At 62.7% G+C, this 16,140-nt stretch carries 17 protein-coding genes; 11 read left to right on the top strand and 6 right to left on the bottom strand.

Annotated elements, in window-relative coordinates:
• Positions 1-175: 175 nt before the first annotated feature.
• Together JWP26_RS21665 and catB are read left to right on the top strand one after the other, a co-directional pair.
• A complete protein-coding gene (locus JWP26_RS21665) occupies positions 176-970 on the top strand; it encodes a phytanoyl-CoA dioxygenase family protein (RefSeq protein WP_299732929.1) in 795 nt (264 codons plus the stop codon).
• Positions 971-1,179: 209 nt separating this feature from the next.
• On the top strand, positions 1,180-1,812 hold the full coding sequence (catB, locus tag JWP26_RS21660; RefSeq protein ID WP_299732926.1) for a type B chloramphenicol O-acetyltransferase: 633 nt from the start codon (positions 1,180-1,182) through the stop codon (positions 1,810-1,812).
• Here catB and ltaE read toward each other — a convergent pair.
• Together ltaE and JWP26_RS21650 are read right to left on the bottom strand one after the other, a co-directional pair.
• The gene (gene ltaE / locus JWP26_RS21655; protein ID WP_299732923.1) at positions 1,809-2,852 is read right to left on the bottom strand and encodes a low-specificity L-threonine aldolase; all 1,044 of its coding nucleotides are present in this window, start codon (positions 2,850-2,852) and stop codon (positions 1,809-1,811) included. The genes catB and ltaE overlap by 4 nt on opposite strands.
• 17 nt (positions 2,853-2,869) lie before the next feature.
• Complete coding sequence (locus tag JWP26_RS21650; RefSeq protein ID WP_299732920.1) at positions 2,870-3,946, bottom strand: methyltransferase; 1,077 nt, start codon at positions 3,944-3,946, stop codon at positions 2,870-2,872.
• A 365-nt stretch (positions 3,947-4,311) separates the two neighbouring features.
• Here JWP26_RS21650 and JWP26_RS21645 point away from each other — a divergent pair, with 365 nt between their 5' ends.
• The 7 genes from JWP26_RS21645 (at position 4,312) to JWP26_RS21615 (ending at position 11,171) form a co-directional block, all read left to right on the top strand.
• Positions 4,312-4,521 (top strand): cold-shock protein, encoded by a 210-nt coding sequence (locus tag JWP26_RS21645; RefSeq protein WP_061910660.1) that lies wholly within the window; start codon positions 4,312-4,314, stop codon positions 4,519-4,521.
• Between the two features lie 286 nt (positions 4,522-4,807).
• Complete coding sequence (gene greA, locus JWP26_RS21640; RefSeq protein WP_299732914.1) at positions 4,808-5,281, top strand: transcription elongation factor GreA; 474 nt, start codon at positions 4,808-4,810, stop codon at positions 5,279-5,281.
• A gap of 156 nt (positions 5,282-5,437) precedes the next feature.
• Complete coding sequence (trxB, locus tag JWP26_RS21635) at positions 5,438-6,388, top strand: thioredoxin-disulfide reductase (protein ID WP_299732911.1); 951 nt, start codon at positions 5,438-5,440, stop codon at positions 6,386-6,388.
• A gap of 33 nt (positions 6,389-6,421) precedes the next feature.
• Complete coding sequence (locus tag JWP26_RS21630) at positions 6,422-7,315, top strand: LysR family transcriptional regulator (RefSeq protein ID WP_299732908.1); 894 nt, start codon at positions 6,422-6,424, stop codon at positions 7,313-7,315.
• A gap of 11 nt (positions 7,316-7,326) precedes the next feature.
• Positions 7,327-8,034: an HAD family hydrolase gene (locus tag JWP26_RS21625; protein WP_299732905.1), complete on the top strand. Its 708-nt coding sequence runs from the start codon at positions 7,327-7,329 to the stop codon at positions 8,032-8,034.
• Positions 8,035-8,101: 67 nt separating this feature from the next.
• Entirely contained in the window at positions 8,102-8,608 is a 507-nt protein-coding gene (locus tag JWP26_RS21620) for a hypothetical protein (protein WP_299732902.1), read from the top strand.
• Positions 8,609-10,052: 1,444 nt separating this feature from the next.
• Positions 10,053-11,171, top strand: a complete 1,119-nt coding sequence (locus JWP26_RS21615; RefSeq protein WP_299732899.1) for a hypothetical protein — start codon at positions 10,053-10,055, stop codon at positions 11,169-11,171.
• A 5-nt stretch (positions 11,172-11,176) separates the two neighbouring features.
• Here JWP26_RS21615 and JWP26_RS21610 read toward each other — a convergent pair whose 3' ends face one another.
• On the bottom strand, positions 11,177-11,638 hold the full coding sequence (locus tag JWP26_RS21610) for a MarR family transcriptional regulator (RefSeq protein ID WP_299732896.1): 462 nt from the start codon (positions 11,636-11,638) through the stop codon (positions 11,177-11,179).
• A 90-nt stretch (positions 11,639-11,728) separates the two neighbouring features.
• Here JWP26_RS21610 and JWP26_RS21605 point away from each other — a divergent pair, with 90 nt between their 5' ends.
• Positions 11,729-12,103, top strand: coding sequence for a cupin domain-containing protein (locus JWP26_RS21605; protein ID WP_299732893.1), 375 nt, complete (start codon positions 11,729-11,731; stop codon positions 12,101-12,103).
• Positions 12,104-12,131: 28 nt separating this feature from the next.
• Here the strand turns inward: JWP26_RS21605 and JWP26_RS21600 are convergent, their stop codons facing one another.
• From JWP26_RS21600 to JWP26_RS21590, 3 genes are all read right to left on the bottom strand, one after another.
• Complete coding sequence (locus tag JWP26_RS21600; protein WP_299732890.1) at positions 12,132-13,373, bottom strand: hypothetical protein; 1,242 nt, start codon at positions 13,371-13,373, stop codon at positions 12,132-12,134.
• A gap of 67 nt (positions 13,374-13,440) precedes the next feature.
• Positions 13,441-14,643, bottom strand: a complete 1,203-nt coding sequence (locus JWP26_RS21595; RefSeq protein ID WP_299732888.1) for a pyridoxal phosphate-dependent aminotransferase — start codon at positions 14,641-14,643, stop codon at positions 13,441-13,443.
• A gap of 59 nt (positions 14,644-14,702) precedes the next feature.
• Positions 14,703-15,761: a LacI family DNA-binding transcriptional regulator gene (locus tag JWP26_RS21590; RefSeq protein WP_299732884.1), complete on the bottom strand. Its 1,059-nt coding sequence runs from the start codon at positions 15,759-15,761 to the stop codon at positions 14,703-14,705.
• Between the two features lie 151 nt (positions 15,762-15,912).
• Here JWP26_RS21590 and JWP26_RS21585 point away from each other — a divergent pair, with 151 nt between their 5' ends.
• Positions 15,913-16,131, top strand: a complete 219-nt coding sequence (locus JWP26_RS21585; RefSeq protein ID WP_299732881.1) for a hypothetical protein — start codon at positions 15,913-15,915, stop codon at positions 16,129-16,131.
• Positions 16,132-16,140 lie beyond the last annotated feature (9 nt).

Raw genomic sequence — 16,140 nt, 5'->3', positions numbered from 1 at the left:
GCGGTTGACACGAAAACCGACCTGCGTATGATCGCCGCACCATGATGATGACCCGCTCCTGTCTGTTCGCCGTGTTTATCCGCGCCTAAGCGCGACCTGAACACGCCATGAGCCGCGCCACGCGCCAGCTTATCCTGCCGCTCGCCTGAGCGGCTTTGTGAATTCGTGAGCAATCATGCCCCATTCTTCTCCCGCGCTCTCTCTGGCGCAGATCGATCGATTCATCACCGACGGCTACGTGCGTATCGACCACGCCTTTCCCCGCGAACTGGCCGACGCCGCCCGCTCCCTGCTCTGGGCCGATACAGGCTGCAATCCTGACGATCCCGCCACTTGGACCAAACCCGTCATCCGCCTCAACCAATATGGCCAGCCGCCCTTCCGCCAAGCCGCCAACACGCCGGCCCTGCATGCCGCATTCGATCAGCTCGTCGGCCCTCGCCGATGGTTGCCGCGCGCAACACTCGGCACGTTCCCGGTGCGTTTCCCCTCGCCCGATGATCCCGGCGACGCCGGCTGGCATATCGACGTGAGCTTCGGCATGGAAAACCCGGACTTCATGTCCTGGCGCGCCAACGTCTCCTCGCGGGACCGGGCGCTGCTGATGCTGTTCCTGTTCTCCGACGTCGAGCGCGAGGACGCGCCGACCCGCATCCGCATCGGCTCCCATCTCGATATCGCCCGCCAACTGGCCCCCGCTGGTGACGCCGGCCTGACGCTGCGCGAACTGGCCGCCAACGGCTTCTCCGAAACCGCGCATTGCCCCGAGGTCCTGGCCACCGGCCAGGCCGGCACGGTCTATCTGTGCCACCCGTTCCTGGTCCACGCCGCCCAGCCGCACTATGGCACCACGCCCCGCTTTATGGCCCAGCCACCGCTGGCTCCGGCCCAGCCGCTGTCCCTGCGCCGCCCGGACGGCGACTATTCCCCGGTCGAAGCCGCCATCCGCCTGGCCTTGCCCACGGCGTGATACCAGGGGCGGCGAGCCAGCCTCGCCGCCCGTCCCCGGTTGACAAACCCGCCCTGCTCGCTCGATAAAACCCGCCATGACGATGTCCGAAGCAACCAAGTTCGCCGTGCACCTGACCGCCTAGCGGCGCTCAGTGGAGCACGTCCGACGAGCGGCAGTCCCGCTCGATCAGCCGTCCAAGGACGGCAATGCGAACTCATGGACACATCATGACCAATTATTTCGAGGACCCCTTCAAGGGCGTCCAACTGCATCTGCAAGTCACCAATCCCAATATCGTCGTGGGCCGCTACAGCTACTATTCGGGCTATTATCACGCCCATAGCTTCGACGATTGCGCCCGCTACCTGATGACCAGGCCCGGCGTCGACCGGCTGATCGTCGGCAGCTTCTGCTCGATCGGCAGCGGTGCGGCCTTCATCATGGCCGGCAACCAGGGCCACCGCTACGACTGGGTCAGCTCGTTCCCATTCCACTACATGCCCGAAGTTCCCGACTTCGCCGGCGCCCGCGATGCCTTTACGCCCGCGGGAGACACGGTGATCGGCAACGATGTGTGGATCGGCTCCGAAGCCGTCATCATGCCCGGCATCACCGTAGGGCACGGCGCCGTCATCGGCACCCGCGCCCTCGTCACCAAGGACGTCGAGCCCTATGCCATCGTCGGCGGCAATCCGGCCAAGCTCATCCGCAAACGCTTCGATGACGCGCAGAACGCCATGCTGCTGGAACTGGCATGGTGGGATTGGACCGATGAGCAACTGACGGAAGCCATGCCGCTGCTGACCTCACAGGATATCGCCGGCCTCAACCGTCACTGGCTGACCCGCATCCGCGCCTAGTGCGCCGACGCCGCCCCGGTCTCTCCGCGGAAAAACCCCGCGACATGGGCCAGGGCGGCGTCGACCGCACCATCGTCCACATCCAGATGCGTCACCCAGCGCTGCTGGCCATAACCGCCATTGATCCGCACGCCCCGGGCCTTCAGGTATTCGGTGAACCGGCCTTCCACCTGCGCGTCCATGCCCACGAAAATGATATTGGTGTCCGGCACGGTCACCGTGAGCTCGCCAAACTGTGCCAGCCCTTCGGCCAGCTTCTTCGCCAGCCCATGATCCTCTGCCAACCGCTGCACATTATGGTCCAGCGCATAGAGCCCCGCCGCCGCCAGAATGCCGGCCTGGCGCATCCCGCCACCCAGCATCTTACGATTGCGGTTGGCCTTGTCGATCAGCGCCTTCGGCCCAACCAGAACCGACCCCACCGGCGCCCCCAGCCCCTTGGACAGGCAGATCGAAACCGTATCGAACGGCGCCGTAAATTCCGCGATATCCACCCCGAGCTTGACGCATGCATTGAACGCCCGCGCGCCGTCGAGATGAAAACCCAGCCCATGCTTGCGCGCCAGTTCCCCGGCCGCGCGCATATACTCAAGCGGCAGCACCTTGCCGCCCAGCGTATTCTCCAGCGCCAGCAGCCGCGTCGGCGCGGAATGCAGATCGTCGGGATGGATCGCAGCCTCGACCCTGTCGAGCCGCAACGTTCCATCACTCTCATGGGTAATCGGCTGCGGCTGGATCGATCCCAGCACCGCCGCATTGCCGCGCTCGTCCGCATAGCAATGCGCGTTCTGCCCGGCGATGAACGCGTCGCCCCGTCCGCAATGGCTCATCAGCGCCAGCAGGTTCGACATCGTCCCCGAAGGCACGAACAGCGCCGCCTCCTTGCCCAGCATTTCGGCCATTCGCGCCTGCAGCCGGTTGACCGTCGGATCGTCGCCATAAACATCGTCGCCCACTTCGGCCGCCGCCATCGCCGCGCGCATGCCAGCGCTGGGAGCTGTCACGGTGTCGGAGCGAAAATCGTAAATGGCGTTGCTCATCAATCTCTCCAAACAAATCAGTCGGGCTTGCGCGCCACAATCAGCATGCCAGTGATCGGCGCGCCAGCGTCCTGCCGCAGGGTCGCCCGCTCGAACCGCAAAATCTGCAACCCCGCATCCTCCAGCGCCTGCCGCGTCGCCGCCACCCCATGGGCATAGCGCAGCGATGGGCGCAAAAATACCGCCTCCTCGCCGTCATGGGCCTCCAGCGAAAACGCCAGCAGCCCACCCGCAGTCATCACTGGCACCACCGCTTCCAGCACCGGCGGCAGCGCCCCGCAATAGATGAACACGTCGGCGGCCGTCACCAGATCGGCCTTTGCCACCCGCCGGCCGAGATACTCCACCAGTTCGGCCTTTTCCAGCCGATCATAAATGCCCTTGCGCGCAGTCTCGGCCACCATCGCCGCGGACAGATCGATACCCTCGAGCAGGTCCGTCCGGCCCCGCAGCCGCACGCCCATCAGCCCGGTGCCGCATCCGAGATCGAGCGCATCGGCGAACCGCAACAACCCTAGTTCCGCCATCGCATCGACCAGCAAGCCGTCGAGCAGGTCGGGCACCTGATAGCCCAGCCGGTCGACCAGCGCCGCTTCGAACTTGGGCGCATATTGATCGAACAGTGCCTCGACATAGCTGACTGCCGTGCCGGCATCGGCGCTCGATGCCCCATGCGCCGCCAGCTTCAGCCGCGCGCCGAATTCGCCATCGTCATCCAGCGCTTCCAGATGTCGCCACGCCGAAAGCGCATGGGCGATATTGCCGGCCCGCTCATGATAGCCACCCAGCAGGTCCCAGCCGGCGGCCCAGTTGGGGGCCAGTTCCAGCGCCTGCGCCATGACTTCGCCGGCGGCGCCAAAATCCCCGTCTGCGGCATAACTCTTGGCATAGTCGGCACGGCGGTCGGCGATCACGTCGCCCGAAGAATAGGAGGTTTTGCGCAAGTGCTGGTTCCAGCAGTCCGGCTGATCGCCGGAGCCCAGCGGAGTGCCGCAAAGCCGCGCCAATTGCAACGGGGACGAACGATCTATTTGCCCTGCGACATTGGCGGCAGTGCATTTGCTGGCGCGCTGGGATATTGTGGCCACGTTCATGCCGTTGCCATCTATGGCGGTTATGGATGCGACGCCCTTGGCGCAGGCAGTTTTCCCGCTTCGCCTGGACCCCGCGCGTCGGCGCCGGCCCCTTCTCGGGTCTGGTGTCTATATTTGACGAGATCGGTTCGCGCCCTGGTTGACCCCTGAGTCAGCCGGGTGTTTTGTCATGTGTTAAGACATATTGAACACGCCATTTTTTCGCGCTAGGCTGCGCGCCATCGAATATTGCGGCCGACCGATCTGTTTATGCGAACACCATTCGCGCATGCTGACGTCACTTTCCGATATTTCGATATCAACCAAGTCACGGTCATTGTGACCGGGACTGCTTAGATCAGCGACTGCACGAGGGAACGCGCATCATGGCAACCGGCACCGTAAAATGGTTTAACGGCCAAAAGGGGTTTGGCTTCATTCAACCTGACGAAGGCGGGGCGGACGTGTTCGTCCACATCTCCGCGGTCCAGCGTTCGGGCCTGAACGGGCTCGACGAAGGCCAGAAGATCACTTACGAAATCGTCAAGGACAAGCGCACCGGCAAGTCCGCAGCGGACAATCTGGTCGCTTCGTAAGCCGACCGGCATAGATTTGAGAAGGCGCGGTTGGGAGGCCGCGCCTTTTTCGTTTCTGAAATAATGGCTCCACGCCAAAACCTGCACCCCACTGGCCTTTTGCGGCGAATATCCCTAAAGCTTGCAACCGCATGTGGAGAGCCCTATCTCCCAAGCGGACACCGGCTTGACCGCAACACGGTTGGCGGGCAGTTTGAGACTATCTCCTGAAACACCCAATCCTGTCGGATGCCGAACGGACCTGGCAGGAAGAAATATTGTTGCCGTGCCTTTGGAGGCAAATAGAATGGACAAGATCCCAATGACGATCGGTGGCCACAAGGCCCTGAGCGTCGAATATGAGCACCGCACCGCCACCGAGCGCCGCCGCATTGTCGAGGCGATCTCCGAAGCGCGCGCGCATGGGGACCTGTCGGAAAACGCCGAATATTCGGCCGCCAAGGAACAGCAGAGCCTCAATGAAGGCCGCATCCAGGAGCTGGAATCGCTGCTGGCGCTGGCCGATATCATCGACGTCACCAAGCTGAGCGGGACTTCCGTCAAGTTCGGCGCCACCGTGACCTATGTCGATGAGGACACCGAGGACGAGAAGACCTATCAGGTCGTCGGCGATAGCGAAGCCAATGCCAGCGATGGCCGCATCTCGATTTCCTCGCCCATCGCCAAGGCGATGATCGGCAAGTCCGAGGGCGATTCGTTCGAAGTCTCCGCTCCCGGTGGTGCCCGCAGCTATGAAATCATCAAGATACGGTATGTCTGATGCCTGTTTGTTGAGCATTCGCTCACTAAGGCTGTGACATTTCGGTGTATAGCGCCGTCCGCGATGTCGCGGGCAAACACTTGGCCTTGAAACTATGACCCTCGCGCCCCTAATCTAGGGCCGAGGGAGTTTTTCGTGGAAATTCGGAGAGCGTCGATGCACGCGAAAGTCATCATCATCGGGTCCGGCCCTGCCGGCTACACCGCCGCCATCTACGCGGCGCGTGCTATGCTTGAGCCCGTGATGATCCAGGGCATGCAGCCCGGTGGCCAGCTCACCATCACCACCGATGTCGAAAACTATCCCGGCTTTGCTGATGTGGTTCAGGGCCCCTGGCTGATGGACCAGATGAAGGCACAGGCCATTCATGTGGGCACCCGCATGGTCAGCGACCTGATCGTGTCGATCGATTTCGACCGCCGCCCCTTCGTGCTCACCGGGGATAGCGGGGATATCTACACCGCTGACTCCATCATCATCGCCACCGGCGCCCAGGCCAAATGGCTGGGCCTGCCGAGCGAGCAGAAGTTCCAGGGTTTTGGCGTTTCCGCCTGCGCCACCTGTGACGGCTTCTTCTATCGCAACAAGGAAGTGGTCGTGGTCGGCGGCGGCAATACCGCGGTCGAAGAGGCGCTGTTCCTCACCAATTTCGCCAGCAAGGTCATCGTCGTGCATCGTCGCGGCGAGTTCCGGGCCGAACGCATCCTGCAGGATCGCCTGTTCAAGAACCCCAAGATCGAAGTACGCTGGAATACCGAGGTCGCCGAAATCGGCGGCTCGGCCATGCCGCCATCGGTCAATGCCATCACCCTGCGAGACCTGTCGACCGGCCGCACCTACGAACAAAAAATCGATGGCGTATTCGTCGCTATCGGCCATGTTCCGGCCACATCGATCTTTGCTGGTAAGCTCGACATGAAGGCGGGAGGCTACCTTCAGGTCAAGCCGGGCACCTGTGAAACCAATATCCCGGGCGTTTTCGCCGCTGGCGACGTCACTGACAATATCTATCGTCAGGCCGTCACCGCGGCGGGCATGGGCTGCATGGCCGCGCTCGACGCCGAACGATATCTGGCAGAACATGAGCTGGCCGAGGCTGCGGAGTAGCCTGCCAAGTAAAAAAGAAGGCGTCAAAAAGAAATGCTCGACTGGGACAAGCTCCGGATTTTCCATACCGCCGCCGAGTCGGGTAGTTTCACCCATGCCGCTGAAAAGCTGGGCATGAGCCAGTCGGCGGTAAGCCGGCAGATCTCAGCGCTCGAAGATGACCTGGGGCTCAAGCTCTTCATCCGCCATGCGCGCGGCCTGGTGCTGACCGAGGTGGGCGAGCAATTGTTCCGCACCGCCCATCGCATGCACTGGGAGTTGCAGCAGGTGGAAACCCAGATGTCCGAAAGTCAGGACGTCCCCACCGGCCCGCTCATCGTCACCACCACCGTGGGTATCGGCTCGACCTGGCTGTCCTCGCGGCTCGACGAATTCCTCAAGCTCTATCCGCTGATCCAGCTCGAAATCCGCCTCAACGACGGTGAACTCGATCTGGCCATGCGCGAGGCCGACGTGGCCATCCGCCTGCACCGGCCCAACCAGTCCGAGATGATCCAGCGCAAGCTGTTCACCGTGCACAATTATTTCTACACTTCGCAGAGCTACATCACCGAATATGGCATGCCCAAGAATATCGAGGATCTCGATAATCACCGTATCATCAGCTTCGGCGAGCCGGTGCCCTCCTATCTGGGTGACATCAACTTCCTCGAACGCGTCGGCCGCGCCGACAACAGCCCGCGCCGTGCCGCGCTGAAGGTCAACGCCGTCTATGGCATGATGCAGGCCGCCCGCGCCGGCATCGGCATCGCCATGCTGCCGGCCTATGTGACCGAAAAGGAAGACGGCCTGGTCCAGGTCCTCTCCGAAATCACCATTCCCGAATACGAGGCTTACTTCGTGTATCCGCCGGCCCTTAAAAACTCCAAGCGCGTCGGCGTCTTCCGCGACTTCCTCGTCGGCAAAGCCCGCGAGTGGAGCTTCTAGCCGGCTCCCAGATGCCATCGATCACCACCATCGCCTTCGACGCCGACGATACCCTCTGGCAGAACGAGCAGTTCTTCCGCCTGACCGAGCAGCGCTTCACCGCCCTGCTTAAGGATCACGCCGATCCCAACGGCCTCAGCGAGCGCCTGCTGGCCGCCGAAGTGCGCAACCTTGCCACCTACGGCTTCGGCATCAAGGGCTTCACCCTATCGATGATCGAAACCGCCCTCGAGGTGACCGAGCATCGCGTGCCCGGCACGGTCATCGCCGAAATCCTCGCCGCCGGCCGCGAATTGCTGACCCACCCAGTCGAGACCCTGCCCTATGTCGACCAGGCCCTGGGCGAACTCCAGGACCGCTACCGCCTGATTCTCGTCACCAAAGGCGACCTGTTCGACCAGGAGCGCAAACTCGCCGCCTCCGGCCTTGCCGAGTATTTCGCCGCAGTCGAGATCGTCTCCGACAAGACCGAGGCCATCTACCGCCGCATCTTCACCCAGCAGGCCGATGGCCCTGACCACACCCTGATGGTCGGCAATTCGCTCAAATCCGACGTCCGGCCCGCGCTCGCCACTGGCGCCTTCGCCGTCCATGTGCCGCACGACCTGACATGGTCGTTCGAACATGCCGACGAACCCGTCGCCAATCCCCGGTACGCCCGCATCGCCCATCTCGGCGAATTGCCCGCCGCCATTGCCGCCTTCGAGGCGCAGGACTAGGCGCATTCAGCGCCGGTTCAGCCGCCACGCGTCATATCCGCGGTAGCACACGCATCCGGGGCCGATCATGAACCTGCCGACGACACTCGCCGCCCTCCTGCTCGCCATCAGCCTCACCACCGCCCAGGCCGAAACGCTGACCTTCACCCCCGATCAGGTCGGCGACATCTTCTGCATCAGCACCCTCGCCGATGACATGAGCCAGATCGAGGCCGGCTTGCTGACGCCGGAACTCGTCGAAGCCATCACGATCGCCGAAACCCGCAATGCGCAGTTCGAGAGCCAACATCCCGGCGACAAACCGCCGCTCGGCGATGGCCTGCCCTGGCGCAGCTATCCAGACACCGCCGATAGCTGCACCGTAGGCGCCGTCACGCTGAGCGATGACGCCACCGCCGCCAGCGTCGAGATCAACTACAGCTTCAAGGCCGAGCCATCAGCCAACTATACCGACACACTGCAGCTCAAGCAGACCACCGGCACCGACCGCTTCTACCAGCTCGATGACATAGAGCAGCTCGATGGGCAGACCTTTACTACCGCCCTGTCCGCCGCTTTTTCTGATCAGGATTGATAAAGCCTTAACGAATCAATTCGGCGCAATCGCCGCTCGCGTGAACCATTGCCAACCCCCGCGACAAACGAACGAAATCACGCCAGTTAAGAGCAATCACAGCATCCCACTGCACTCGTCAGGGCAAATTCTCTCCGCAACCCTTATCAGCCAATAGTCTACCCCGCTCTTCCAGGGCTATCGCCGCGTTGATTTCAAACGACAATTCCCGCTAACCCGCGCCTTGCGCATGGCTGGCATACGCCCTGCCTAATTGTGAGGCATGCTGCACAGGCTTATACCGCCCGAACACAGCGGGGCCTTCCTCCCTTGCCCCTGCTGCGTTCCCTCCTTGCGAGGCTTGCTTCGCATCGATATGGCCTCGCTCTCCCCTCGAGCGGGGCCATATTTTTTGCCCAGACCTTGGGCAAATGCCTGCGTTACGCGCATGGCACGCATGTCAGCTTGTTAATTGTGCATTCATGTCGCAAAGCGCATATTCACATTGTCGCTGAGACGAACACCGTATCCTCCTCCCTCGGTCTTCTGTATCGCGACACCGAATTTGGATCGTATCCTCCTCCCTCGATCCAGGTTCAACGGCAGAGCGCATATCCTCCTCCCTTGCTCTCTGCCCCACTTTTGATCGGCTCAGCCGATCGTCAGGCCCCATCCTCGGATGGGGCCTTTTTTTCATTCTTCCTTCGGGTTGAACGCAGCAAAGGCGAAGAGCTTCAGGTCAGGCCGAGTCGAGAACAGCAATGTTTGAGAACCGGAGCGGAGCGTACGTTCAAGTACGTGAGCACCGGAAGCACAGAACATTGCTGTTTGCAGACCGGCATCACCTGAAGATCGAGCCTTTGACAACTTGTCGCTGTGTGGGATGCATGGCTGACATGTCAGCATCTGCATTGCTGACCATCCGGTCAAAATATATACATACACCTGTCGCTGCGAAGCCCTCCGTATCCTCCTCCCTCGGACCGGCTTTACGCGACACCGGGTTTAAGTCGTATCCTCCTCCCTCGGCTTAGGCCCACCCGGTCCGGCGCATATCCTCCTCCCTTGCGCAGGGCCATTACTTTCGATTTGGCTTCGGCCCTATCATCAGGCTCCATCCTCGGATGGAGCCTCTTTTTTTGCCTCTATGTTTTCTGGTATCGCCAATTTTGCATGGCTGGCTTGCCCATTGTGCGTTTGTGTATGAAACCCGGCGGGCAGATAGTCAGCGGAACGCGGTCTTCGTGGGGACCGCATCTCCAAGGTCAGAGGCTTCGGCCTAAGACCCCTAGGCCCTGCCCATCCCCTCGGGCGGGGTCTTTTCATTTCCAGTCATTCTTGCCGCCGCTCCGGCAGTTTTTGCCGCCTGATGCGCGTCCGCATCTGACAAATCCCTGGATTTACGGGGGTTTCGGGGCGGCACGTTGCTTGCATAGGTTTGGTTAACCTTGCCAGGAGCCCCGTCATGGTCGCCCTCACCACCGCCTATTCCGCCACGGCCTATACCAGTTCGACAGCGGCCGCGATCGCCAGCAAGACCGCCAGCACCACTGCCGCCGTCACGCCCGCCGCCATGGACGACACCCCCGCCACCAGCGTGGAATTCTCCGCCGCCGCCAAGGCCGCGCTCGAAACCAAAAATCTGGCCACGGTCCTGACCGAGGCGCGCCAGAAGATGACCGCGTTGCTGACCGACGCCAAGCGCACCACGCCGCTGCAAGGCGGCAAGCTGGCCCTGGACATGAGTAGCCTCGATGCCCGCGAGATCTACGCCATGGCCAACAGCACCGATAAAGCGGCCTTCACCGACGACGAGAAGAAAGCCGCCGGCCTCGAAATGCAGCGCCGCTTCGATTCGGCCCTGGCCGGCCCCGCCGCCATCACCAAGGTCACCGGCAACTATACCGGCCTCTACCAGGCGGCCGCCGCCTATCTCGATAGTCTCGGCCCCGAGGAACGCGCCGATCCCAAATCGGTCGCCGCCCGCGCCGCCCTGACCGACGGCCTCAAGCAATTGGCCACCGCTCCCAAGACCAAGCCCGATGCGGGTGACGACGATCCAGTGGCGCTCTATCTAGCCCTCAAAGAGGCCGGCGGAGCGTCCGGCCCGCGCGACATCAAGGACGTGGCCAGCGACGTGCGCGTCGCCATCGACAAGAAATACGATGCGGCGCTCGCCAACGGCAAAGTGCCGACCTTCAACAAGAACACCAAGGTTGGCACGTTCATCGATCTGTCGACCTTCGATTCCCGCTCGCTGTCGGCCATCGTCCTCAACCAGGACGACGAGTTTTCGGGCGAGGAAGTCACCGCCGCCAATGCGATCCTGCGCAGCAAGGGCGGTGCTGCCCTGATCGCCGGCTACCAGAACGCTGCCAAGAGCAGCGACCCCACGGCCTTCAGCCAGAACGTTATCGGCATCTATTCGTCCTTGAGCGCCGAAGAACGCCAGGCTCTGGGCTGGAGCGACCAATTTTACCAAGCGGCCGTCAACAGCTTCGCCACAACCTCAAAACTCACCCAGATGTTCGGCGACGCCTCATCGGGCAACGCCACCAACTTCACGAGCTGGTTCAGCAAGTAGCGCCATCACAGGGATGAGCTGTCCTCAAACAGCTCATCCAGCACCGCCATAAAACTGTCAAACCGCGCCTCACCAACGGCTTCGCGATAACGCGCCTCGATCGCTCGCTTGATGCGATTGCCATCGTCCAGCGCCTGCGCGCCCTTGGCCGTAAGCTGCACGATACGGCCTCGTTTGTCCGCCGGATCGACGGCGCGCACCACAAAGCCATCCGCCTCCAGGGCATCGACGAACTGCTGCACCGCCTGCTTGGACACGCCCAGCTTCTGCGCCAATTCGGCCTGCGGCACGCCGTCAGCGCGCAATTGCCCGACCACCGCCCCCTGCGCCTGCGTCATCCAGCCGTGGCCGGCCGCGGTCATGGCCGCCTCGAACTCGTCCTTCCACTGCCGGCTCAGCCGCCACAGCCGCCAGCCAACGTGATCGATCAGGTCTGATGTGGCTTTTTCGTCAAGCTGCTTGACCAATTTACTGAGTCCATGTAGTCAAGTTGCTTGACGATATCACAATGCGCTGCACTTGCACAGTCGCACGCGCCCACGCCACGAGGAACCCCCATGCCCCTGATCACCGCCGCCAGCGCCCCGCAATTCACCATTCCGGGCGTCACCTTCACCGGACTGGCCTCGCCGACGCGCGGCGCCAGCGACACCGCCGTCTGGACACTCTCCCTCGCTCCGGGCAGCGTAGGCGCCACCCATCAACTGACCCGCGAGGAAATCTTCGTCTGCCTCTCCGGCACCGCCAGCATCCGGCTTGGCGACGCGGTGCTTACCCTGTCCCCGGGCGACACCCTGATCGTGCCGCCGCACACCGATTTCGGCCTGGACAATCCGGGCGACACGCCGTTCACCGCCGTCGCCGTCTTCCCCGTCGGCGGTCAGGCTATCCTGCCGGGCCAAACGCCCTTCACCCCGCCCTGGGCCGCATGATCCCTTGTCACCCTGAGGGGAACCGCCGCTAGCCTGGCGTCTGCACGAGGACCGGGGCCGGCCGCGCCACCACGCGATAGAGCATCAGCGTACTCATCGTCGTCCTGAACAATTCATCGCACACCGCCACGATCAGCAATCCCGCCAGGGCGGCATCGCCCCCCCACCACAGGATGACGCTGCCCCCAACCACGTTGCTCAACACTGACAGCATGGCCATGCGCCCCATGGCGTTCTTTGCTCGCAATCCGGCCAGCGCAATCTGGTTGAACGTCCCCAGCAACATGATCGCCGACAGGGCCGCAAACTCACTCTGGAAGTCCTGAATGTCGGTCATTGTGGTGATGAACAGCCAGATCAGCGCCAGCGATGGCACCACATGGGCGAGCCCCGCTCCAACCATTTTAATGAACAACCGATAGTGCTCGCTCACGCCCAGCGGTTTGCTGAAGGCGGACTGCAGAATGATCGAGAATGTCAGCCGCCACGCCACGGCGATCAGGCAGAGGCTACTGATGAAGTTGAATTTGGCCGCGCTGTCGACGCTGATCGCCAGCAGCGCTGTCGCGAACACATAGAAGAACGCATTATACGACAGCGACTCGATGACCGCGAAGGCCAGCGTTTTCAGGTTACGGATATCAAATCCCCTGAGCGCCCTTGCCAGCACACCTCGGGTTTCGCTACCGGCAAATACCTTGACCCAGACGTAGCCGCTGGCCGCCGATACGGACACGATGTTGGCCGCAATGCTCAGCGCAATGCCGGTATCGGCGTCGCGCACCAGCAGCACGATTGCGGTGTTCAGCAACGCCGCGCTGACTACCATGATCACCGAGGACACCAGCACCGTTCGCGATGTACGGCCGCCCGTCGACATGGCCTGCGCCACCATGCGCGGCGCCTGCAGCACCGACGAAAACAGGAAGACGCTGAGCAGCAGCGACCACAGCGGGCGCTCCTGCGGCCACGGCGCCACGAAGTGCAGCCACATCATGGCCGGAACATAAACCGCCAGCGACACGATGGCGGTCCTCACCGTCGCCGCAACGCCGTCTTGGTCCGGCGCAAAACCGTGCGAGAACACATCGCTTTGTGCGTAGATCCGGGCGGATGTCGAAATGATAACCGCCAGCGGGATCACCAGTCCCAGATAGGCCAGGAACACGATGTCGATCTTTTCGACCGCCAACGCTTCCACAATCGGCAGCGCAAAGCTGACGACAAGCGAAAGATACAGCGGCACCACAGTCTTCCAGTATGACGTCATTAGGCACCGTCCCCCGACCGCCCCGCCAACCGGCAGTCATTGCTCATCGTCTCAGCAAAACGACGGCCTACGCAATCCCCGCGCAAAACCCCTGGATGCGCGCCACCGCATCTTCCAGTTCGCTATTGGCCGCCGCATAGCTCAGCCGGAAATGCCCCGGCAGCCCGAAGGCGGTGCCATGCACCAGCGCCACGCCAGTTTCCTCCAGCAGCGCCAGCACGAAATCCTCGTCGGTCACCAGTTTCGTGCCACCGGCCGACGTCTTGCCCAGCAGCCGCTGGCACGACGGGAACACATAAAACGCCCCCTCGGGCGTTAGGCAATCCAGCCCCGTATTGGCATTGAGCCCCGCCACCACCAGATCGCGTCGCCCCTGGAACACCTTGCGCCAATCCGCCAGGAAACCCTGCGGCCCGTTCAGTGCCTCGACCGCCGCCCATTGCGAGATCGATGTCGGGCAACTGGTCGACTGGCCCTGCAGCTTGGTCATCGCTGCCAGCAATTGCCGCGGCCCGGTGCAATAGCCAATGCGCCAGCCCGTCATCGCATGCGACTTGGAAACGCCATTCATGGTCAGCGTGCGCGGCTGCAAGGCCGGCTCGACTCCCGCAATGGTGGTGAAGGTGCCCCCATCATAGACCAGCACTTCATAGATATCGTCGGTCAGGATATGCACCTGAGGATGCCGCAGCAGCACATCGGCCAACCCGCGCAGCTCGGCCGCCGTATAGGCCGCACCTGTCGGGTTGGATGGCGTATTGAGGATCAGCCACTTGGTCGCGGGCGTGATCGCCGCCTCCAGCACTTCGGGCCTCAGCTTGAACCCGCTTGAGGCATCGGCCACCGCAAACACCGGCTCCGCCCCGCACAGCCGCACGATTTCGGGATAACTCACCCAATAGGGCACGGGCACGATCACTTCATCGCCCGGATTGAGCGTCGCCATGAAGGCGTTGAAGATGATCTGCTTGCCGCCCGAAGACACGAAACAATCCGCTGACGTTACATTCAGCCCGTTGTCGCGCCGGAACTTGGCCGCCACCGCTTCCTTGAGTTCGGGAATGCCGTCGACATTGGTATAGCGCGTCTTGCCCTCGTTCATGGCGCGGATAGCCGCCTCGCGCACATGCAGCGGCGTGTCGAAGTCGGGCTCCCCTGCGCTAAGCGCGATCACGTCGCGCCCGGCCGCGGCCATGTCGCGCGCCTTCTGGCTGATCGCGATCGTCGCCGACGGCGCCACGCGACCCAAAGCCTCGGACAGGAAACCCATGCAAAAACCCTCCCGGAAATCGCGAGGATTGATAGAGGCTCAACGCCCGCCGGGCAAGCCTAAGCCTTGGGCTTGCCCGTACTCGCGCGCACCGCGATCGTCAGCGGAATACTCCGGCGCTGCGCCGGCACGGCGTCCTGCAAAATCGCCTGCACCGCCTGCCGCGCAATTTCGGCAAGTGGCTGCACGATCGTCGTCAGCGGCGGCTCAGACAGTTCCGCCTCCTTGACGCCATCGAACCCCACGATCGACACATCCTCCGGCACGCGCAGCCCCTGCTCGGCCAGCCATTCCATCGCCACCAGCGCCACCCGATCCGACATCGCCAGGATCGCCGTCGGCGGCTCGGGCGCCGCAAAAATCGCCGCGACTGCGGTTCTTATGCTGGCCACATCCTGGGTCTCGTAAACCGGCACGGACTCCGGCGCCACGCCAAATTCCGCCAGCGTCCGCCAATACCCAATGGCCCGGTCACGCGACGTGGAAAACGTGGCGCCCCGCACCTGCCCGTCCGTCAACAGCCCCGCGCCGCCCTCGGAAAACTCTGTCCCCAGCACCGCAAAGCGCCGATGCCCGAGTTCCGCCAGATGCCGCGCCGCCATGCTGGCCCCCTCAATATTGTCGATGCCGATGGTGGGAATGGACTTGTCATCGACGCCCAGCGCCAGCGCCACGAACGGCAGATGCCGTTCCCGCGTCAATTCCACCAACTTCTCGCCGCCCTCGACGCAGAGCAGGATGAACCCATCCACCAATGCGCTCTGGATGTTCCACACCAGCTTCTGCTGGTTCTTGGCCGACACCAGCGCCATGCCGGTGCCGCTGGCGTCGCACACCGCCGATATCTCGGCCATCAGCGCCCGCGCCCAGGGATCCTCGAAAAAATACGCCATCGGCTCGACGGCAGCGACGCCGATAGCATTGACCTTGCCCGCCCGCAGCAACCGCCCCTGCACGCTGGGCCCGCCATAACCCATGGCCTTGGCCGTCGCCAGCACATGCTCGCGCACCTCGTCGCGGACCACTTCGGGCCGGCTGAACACATTGGACGCAGTGCCCTTGGACACCCCCGCCTCCCGCGCCACATCCGCCAGTTTTACCGTCGCCTTCGTCGCCATCAACCCGCCTTACGCCGCTAAACCCCGTTCCTAGCACAAAAATTGTACCGGTTCAAAATCTGCTTGACTCCGGCTGATAGAGGCGTAGATTTGAACCGATCCAAGAGATCATGCGCCGACAAATTGAACCGATCCAACCCAGGAGCATAAGATGATGACCTTCATCCCCACCAGCTACTTCTCCAAGCGCCTCTACACCGAAATCTGGGGCGACCCGTGCAACCCACATGCCGTCGACGTGCCGGCGACGCCGTACACCAAACCCCACCGCGGCGAGCCCGTCCTCAACGTCCTCACCTTGGCCTCCACCCTGCGCCAGCGCCTGGTCCGTCACCACCCCGTCACGTCCGATTGCGCCACGCAGTCGTGAAATATGAGC

The sequence above is a fragment of the Devosia sp. genome (assembly GCF_028290435.1).
Classification (GTDB): Bacteria; Pseudomonadota; Alphaproteobacteria; order Rhizobiales; family Devosiaceae; genus Devosia.
The sequence above is the reverse complement of the archived record's forward strand: the minus strand, read 5'-3'. Positions and strand labels throughout refer to the sequence as shown.

Bases quoted from the DNA above. Each gene is read 5' to 3' on its own strand.
- JWP26_RS21665 (WP_299732929.1), top strand. From the start codon at position 176: ATGCCCCATTCTTCTCCCGCGCTCTCTCTGGCGCAGATCGATCGATTC.
- catB (WP_299732926.1), top strand. From the start codon at position 1,180: ATGACCAATTATTTCGAGGACCCCTTCAAGGGCGTCCAACTGCATCTG.
- ltaE (WP_299732923.1), bottom strand. From the start codon at position 2,852: ATGAGCAACGCCATTTACGATTTTCGCTCCGACACCGTGACAGCTCCC.
- JWP26_RS21650 (WP_299732920.1), bottom strand. From the start codon at position 3,946: ATGAACGTGGCCACAATATCCCAGCGCGCCAGCAAATGCACTGCCGCC.
- JWP26_RS21645 (WP_061910660.1), top strand. From the start codon at position 4,312: ATGGCAACCGGCACCGTAAAATGGTTTAACGGCCAAAAGGGGTTTGGC.
- greA (WP_299732914.1), top strand. From the start codon at position 4,808: ATGGACAAGATCCCAATGACGATCGGTGGCCACAAGGCCCTGAGCGTC.
- trxB (WP_299732911.1), top strand. From the start codon at position 5,438: ATGCACGCGAAAGTCATCATCATCGGGTCCGGCCCTGCCGGCTACACC.
- JWP26_RS21630 (WP_299732908.1), top strand. From the start codon at position 6,422: ATGCTCGACTGGGACAAGCTCCGGATTTTCCATACCGCCGCCGAGTCG.
- JWP26_RS21625 (WP_299732905.1), top strand. From the start codon at position 7,327: ATGCCATCGATCACCACCATCGCCTTCGACGCCGACGATACCCTCTGG.
- JWP26_RS21620 (WP_299732902.1), top strand. From the start codon at position 8,102: ATGAACCTGCCGACGACACTCGCCGCCCTCCTGCTCGCCATCAGCCTC.
- JWP26_RS21615 (WP_299732899.1), top strand. From the start codon at position 10,053: ATGGTCGCCCTCACCACCGCCTATTCCGCCACGGCCTATACCAGTTCG.
- JWP26_RS21605 (WP_299732893.1), top strand. From the start codon at position 11,729: ATGCCCCTGATCACCGCCGCCAGCGCCCCGCAATTCACCATTCCGGGC.
- JWP26_RS21600 (WP_299732890.1), bottom strand. From the start codon at position 13,373: ATGACGTCATACTGGAAGACTGTGGTGCCGCTGTATCTTTCGCTTGTC.
- JWP26_RS21595 (WP_299732888.1), bottom strand. From the start codon at position 14,643: ATGGGTTTCCTGTCCGAGGCTTTGGGTCGCGTGGCGCCGTCGGCGACG.
- JWP26_RS21590 (WP_299732884.1), bottom strand. From the start codon at position 15,761: ATGGCGACGAAGGCGACGGTAAAACTGGCGGATGTGGCGCGGGAGGCG.
- JWP26_RS21585 (WP_299732881.1), top strand. From the start codon at position 15,913: ATGATGACCTTCATCCCCACCAGCTACTTCTCCAAGCGCCTCTACACC.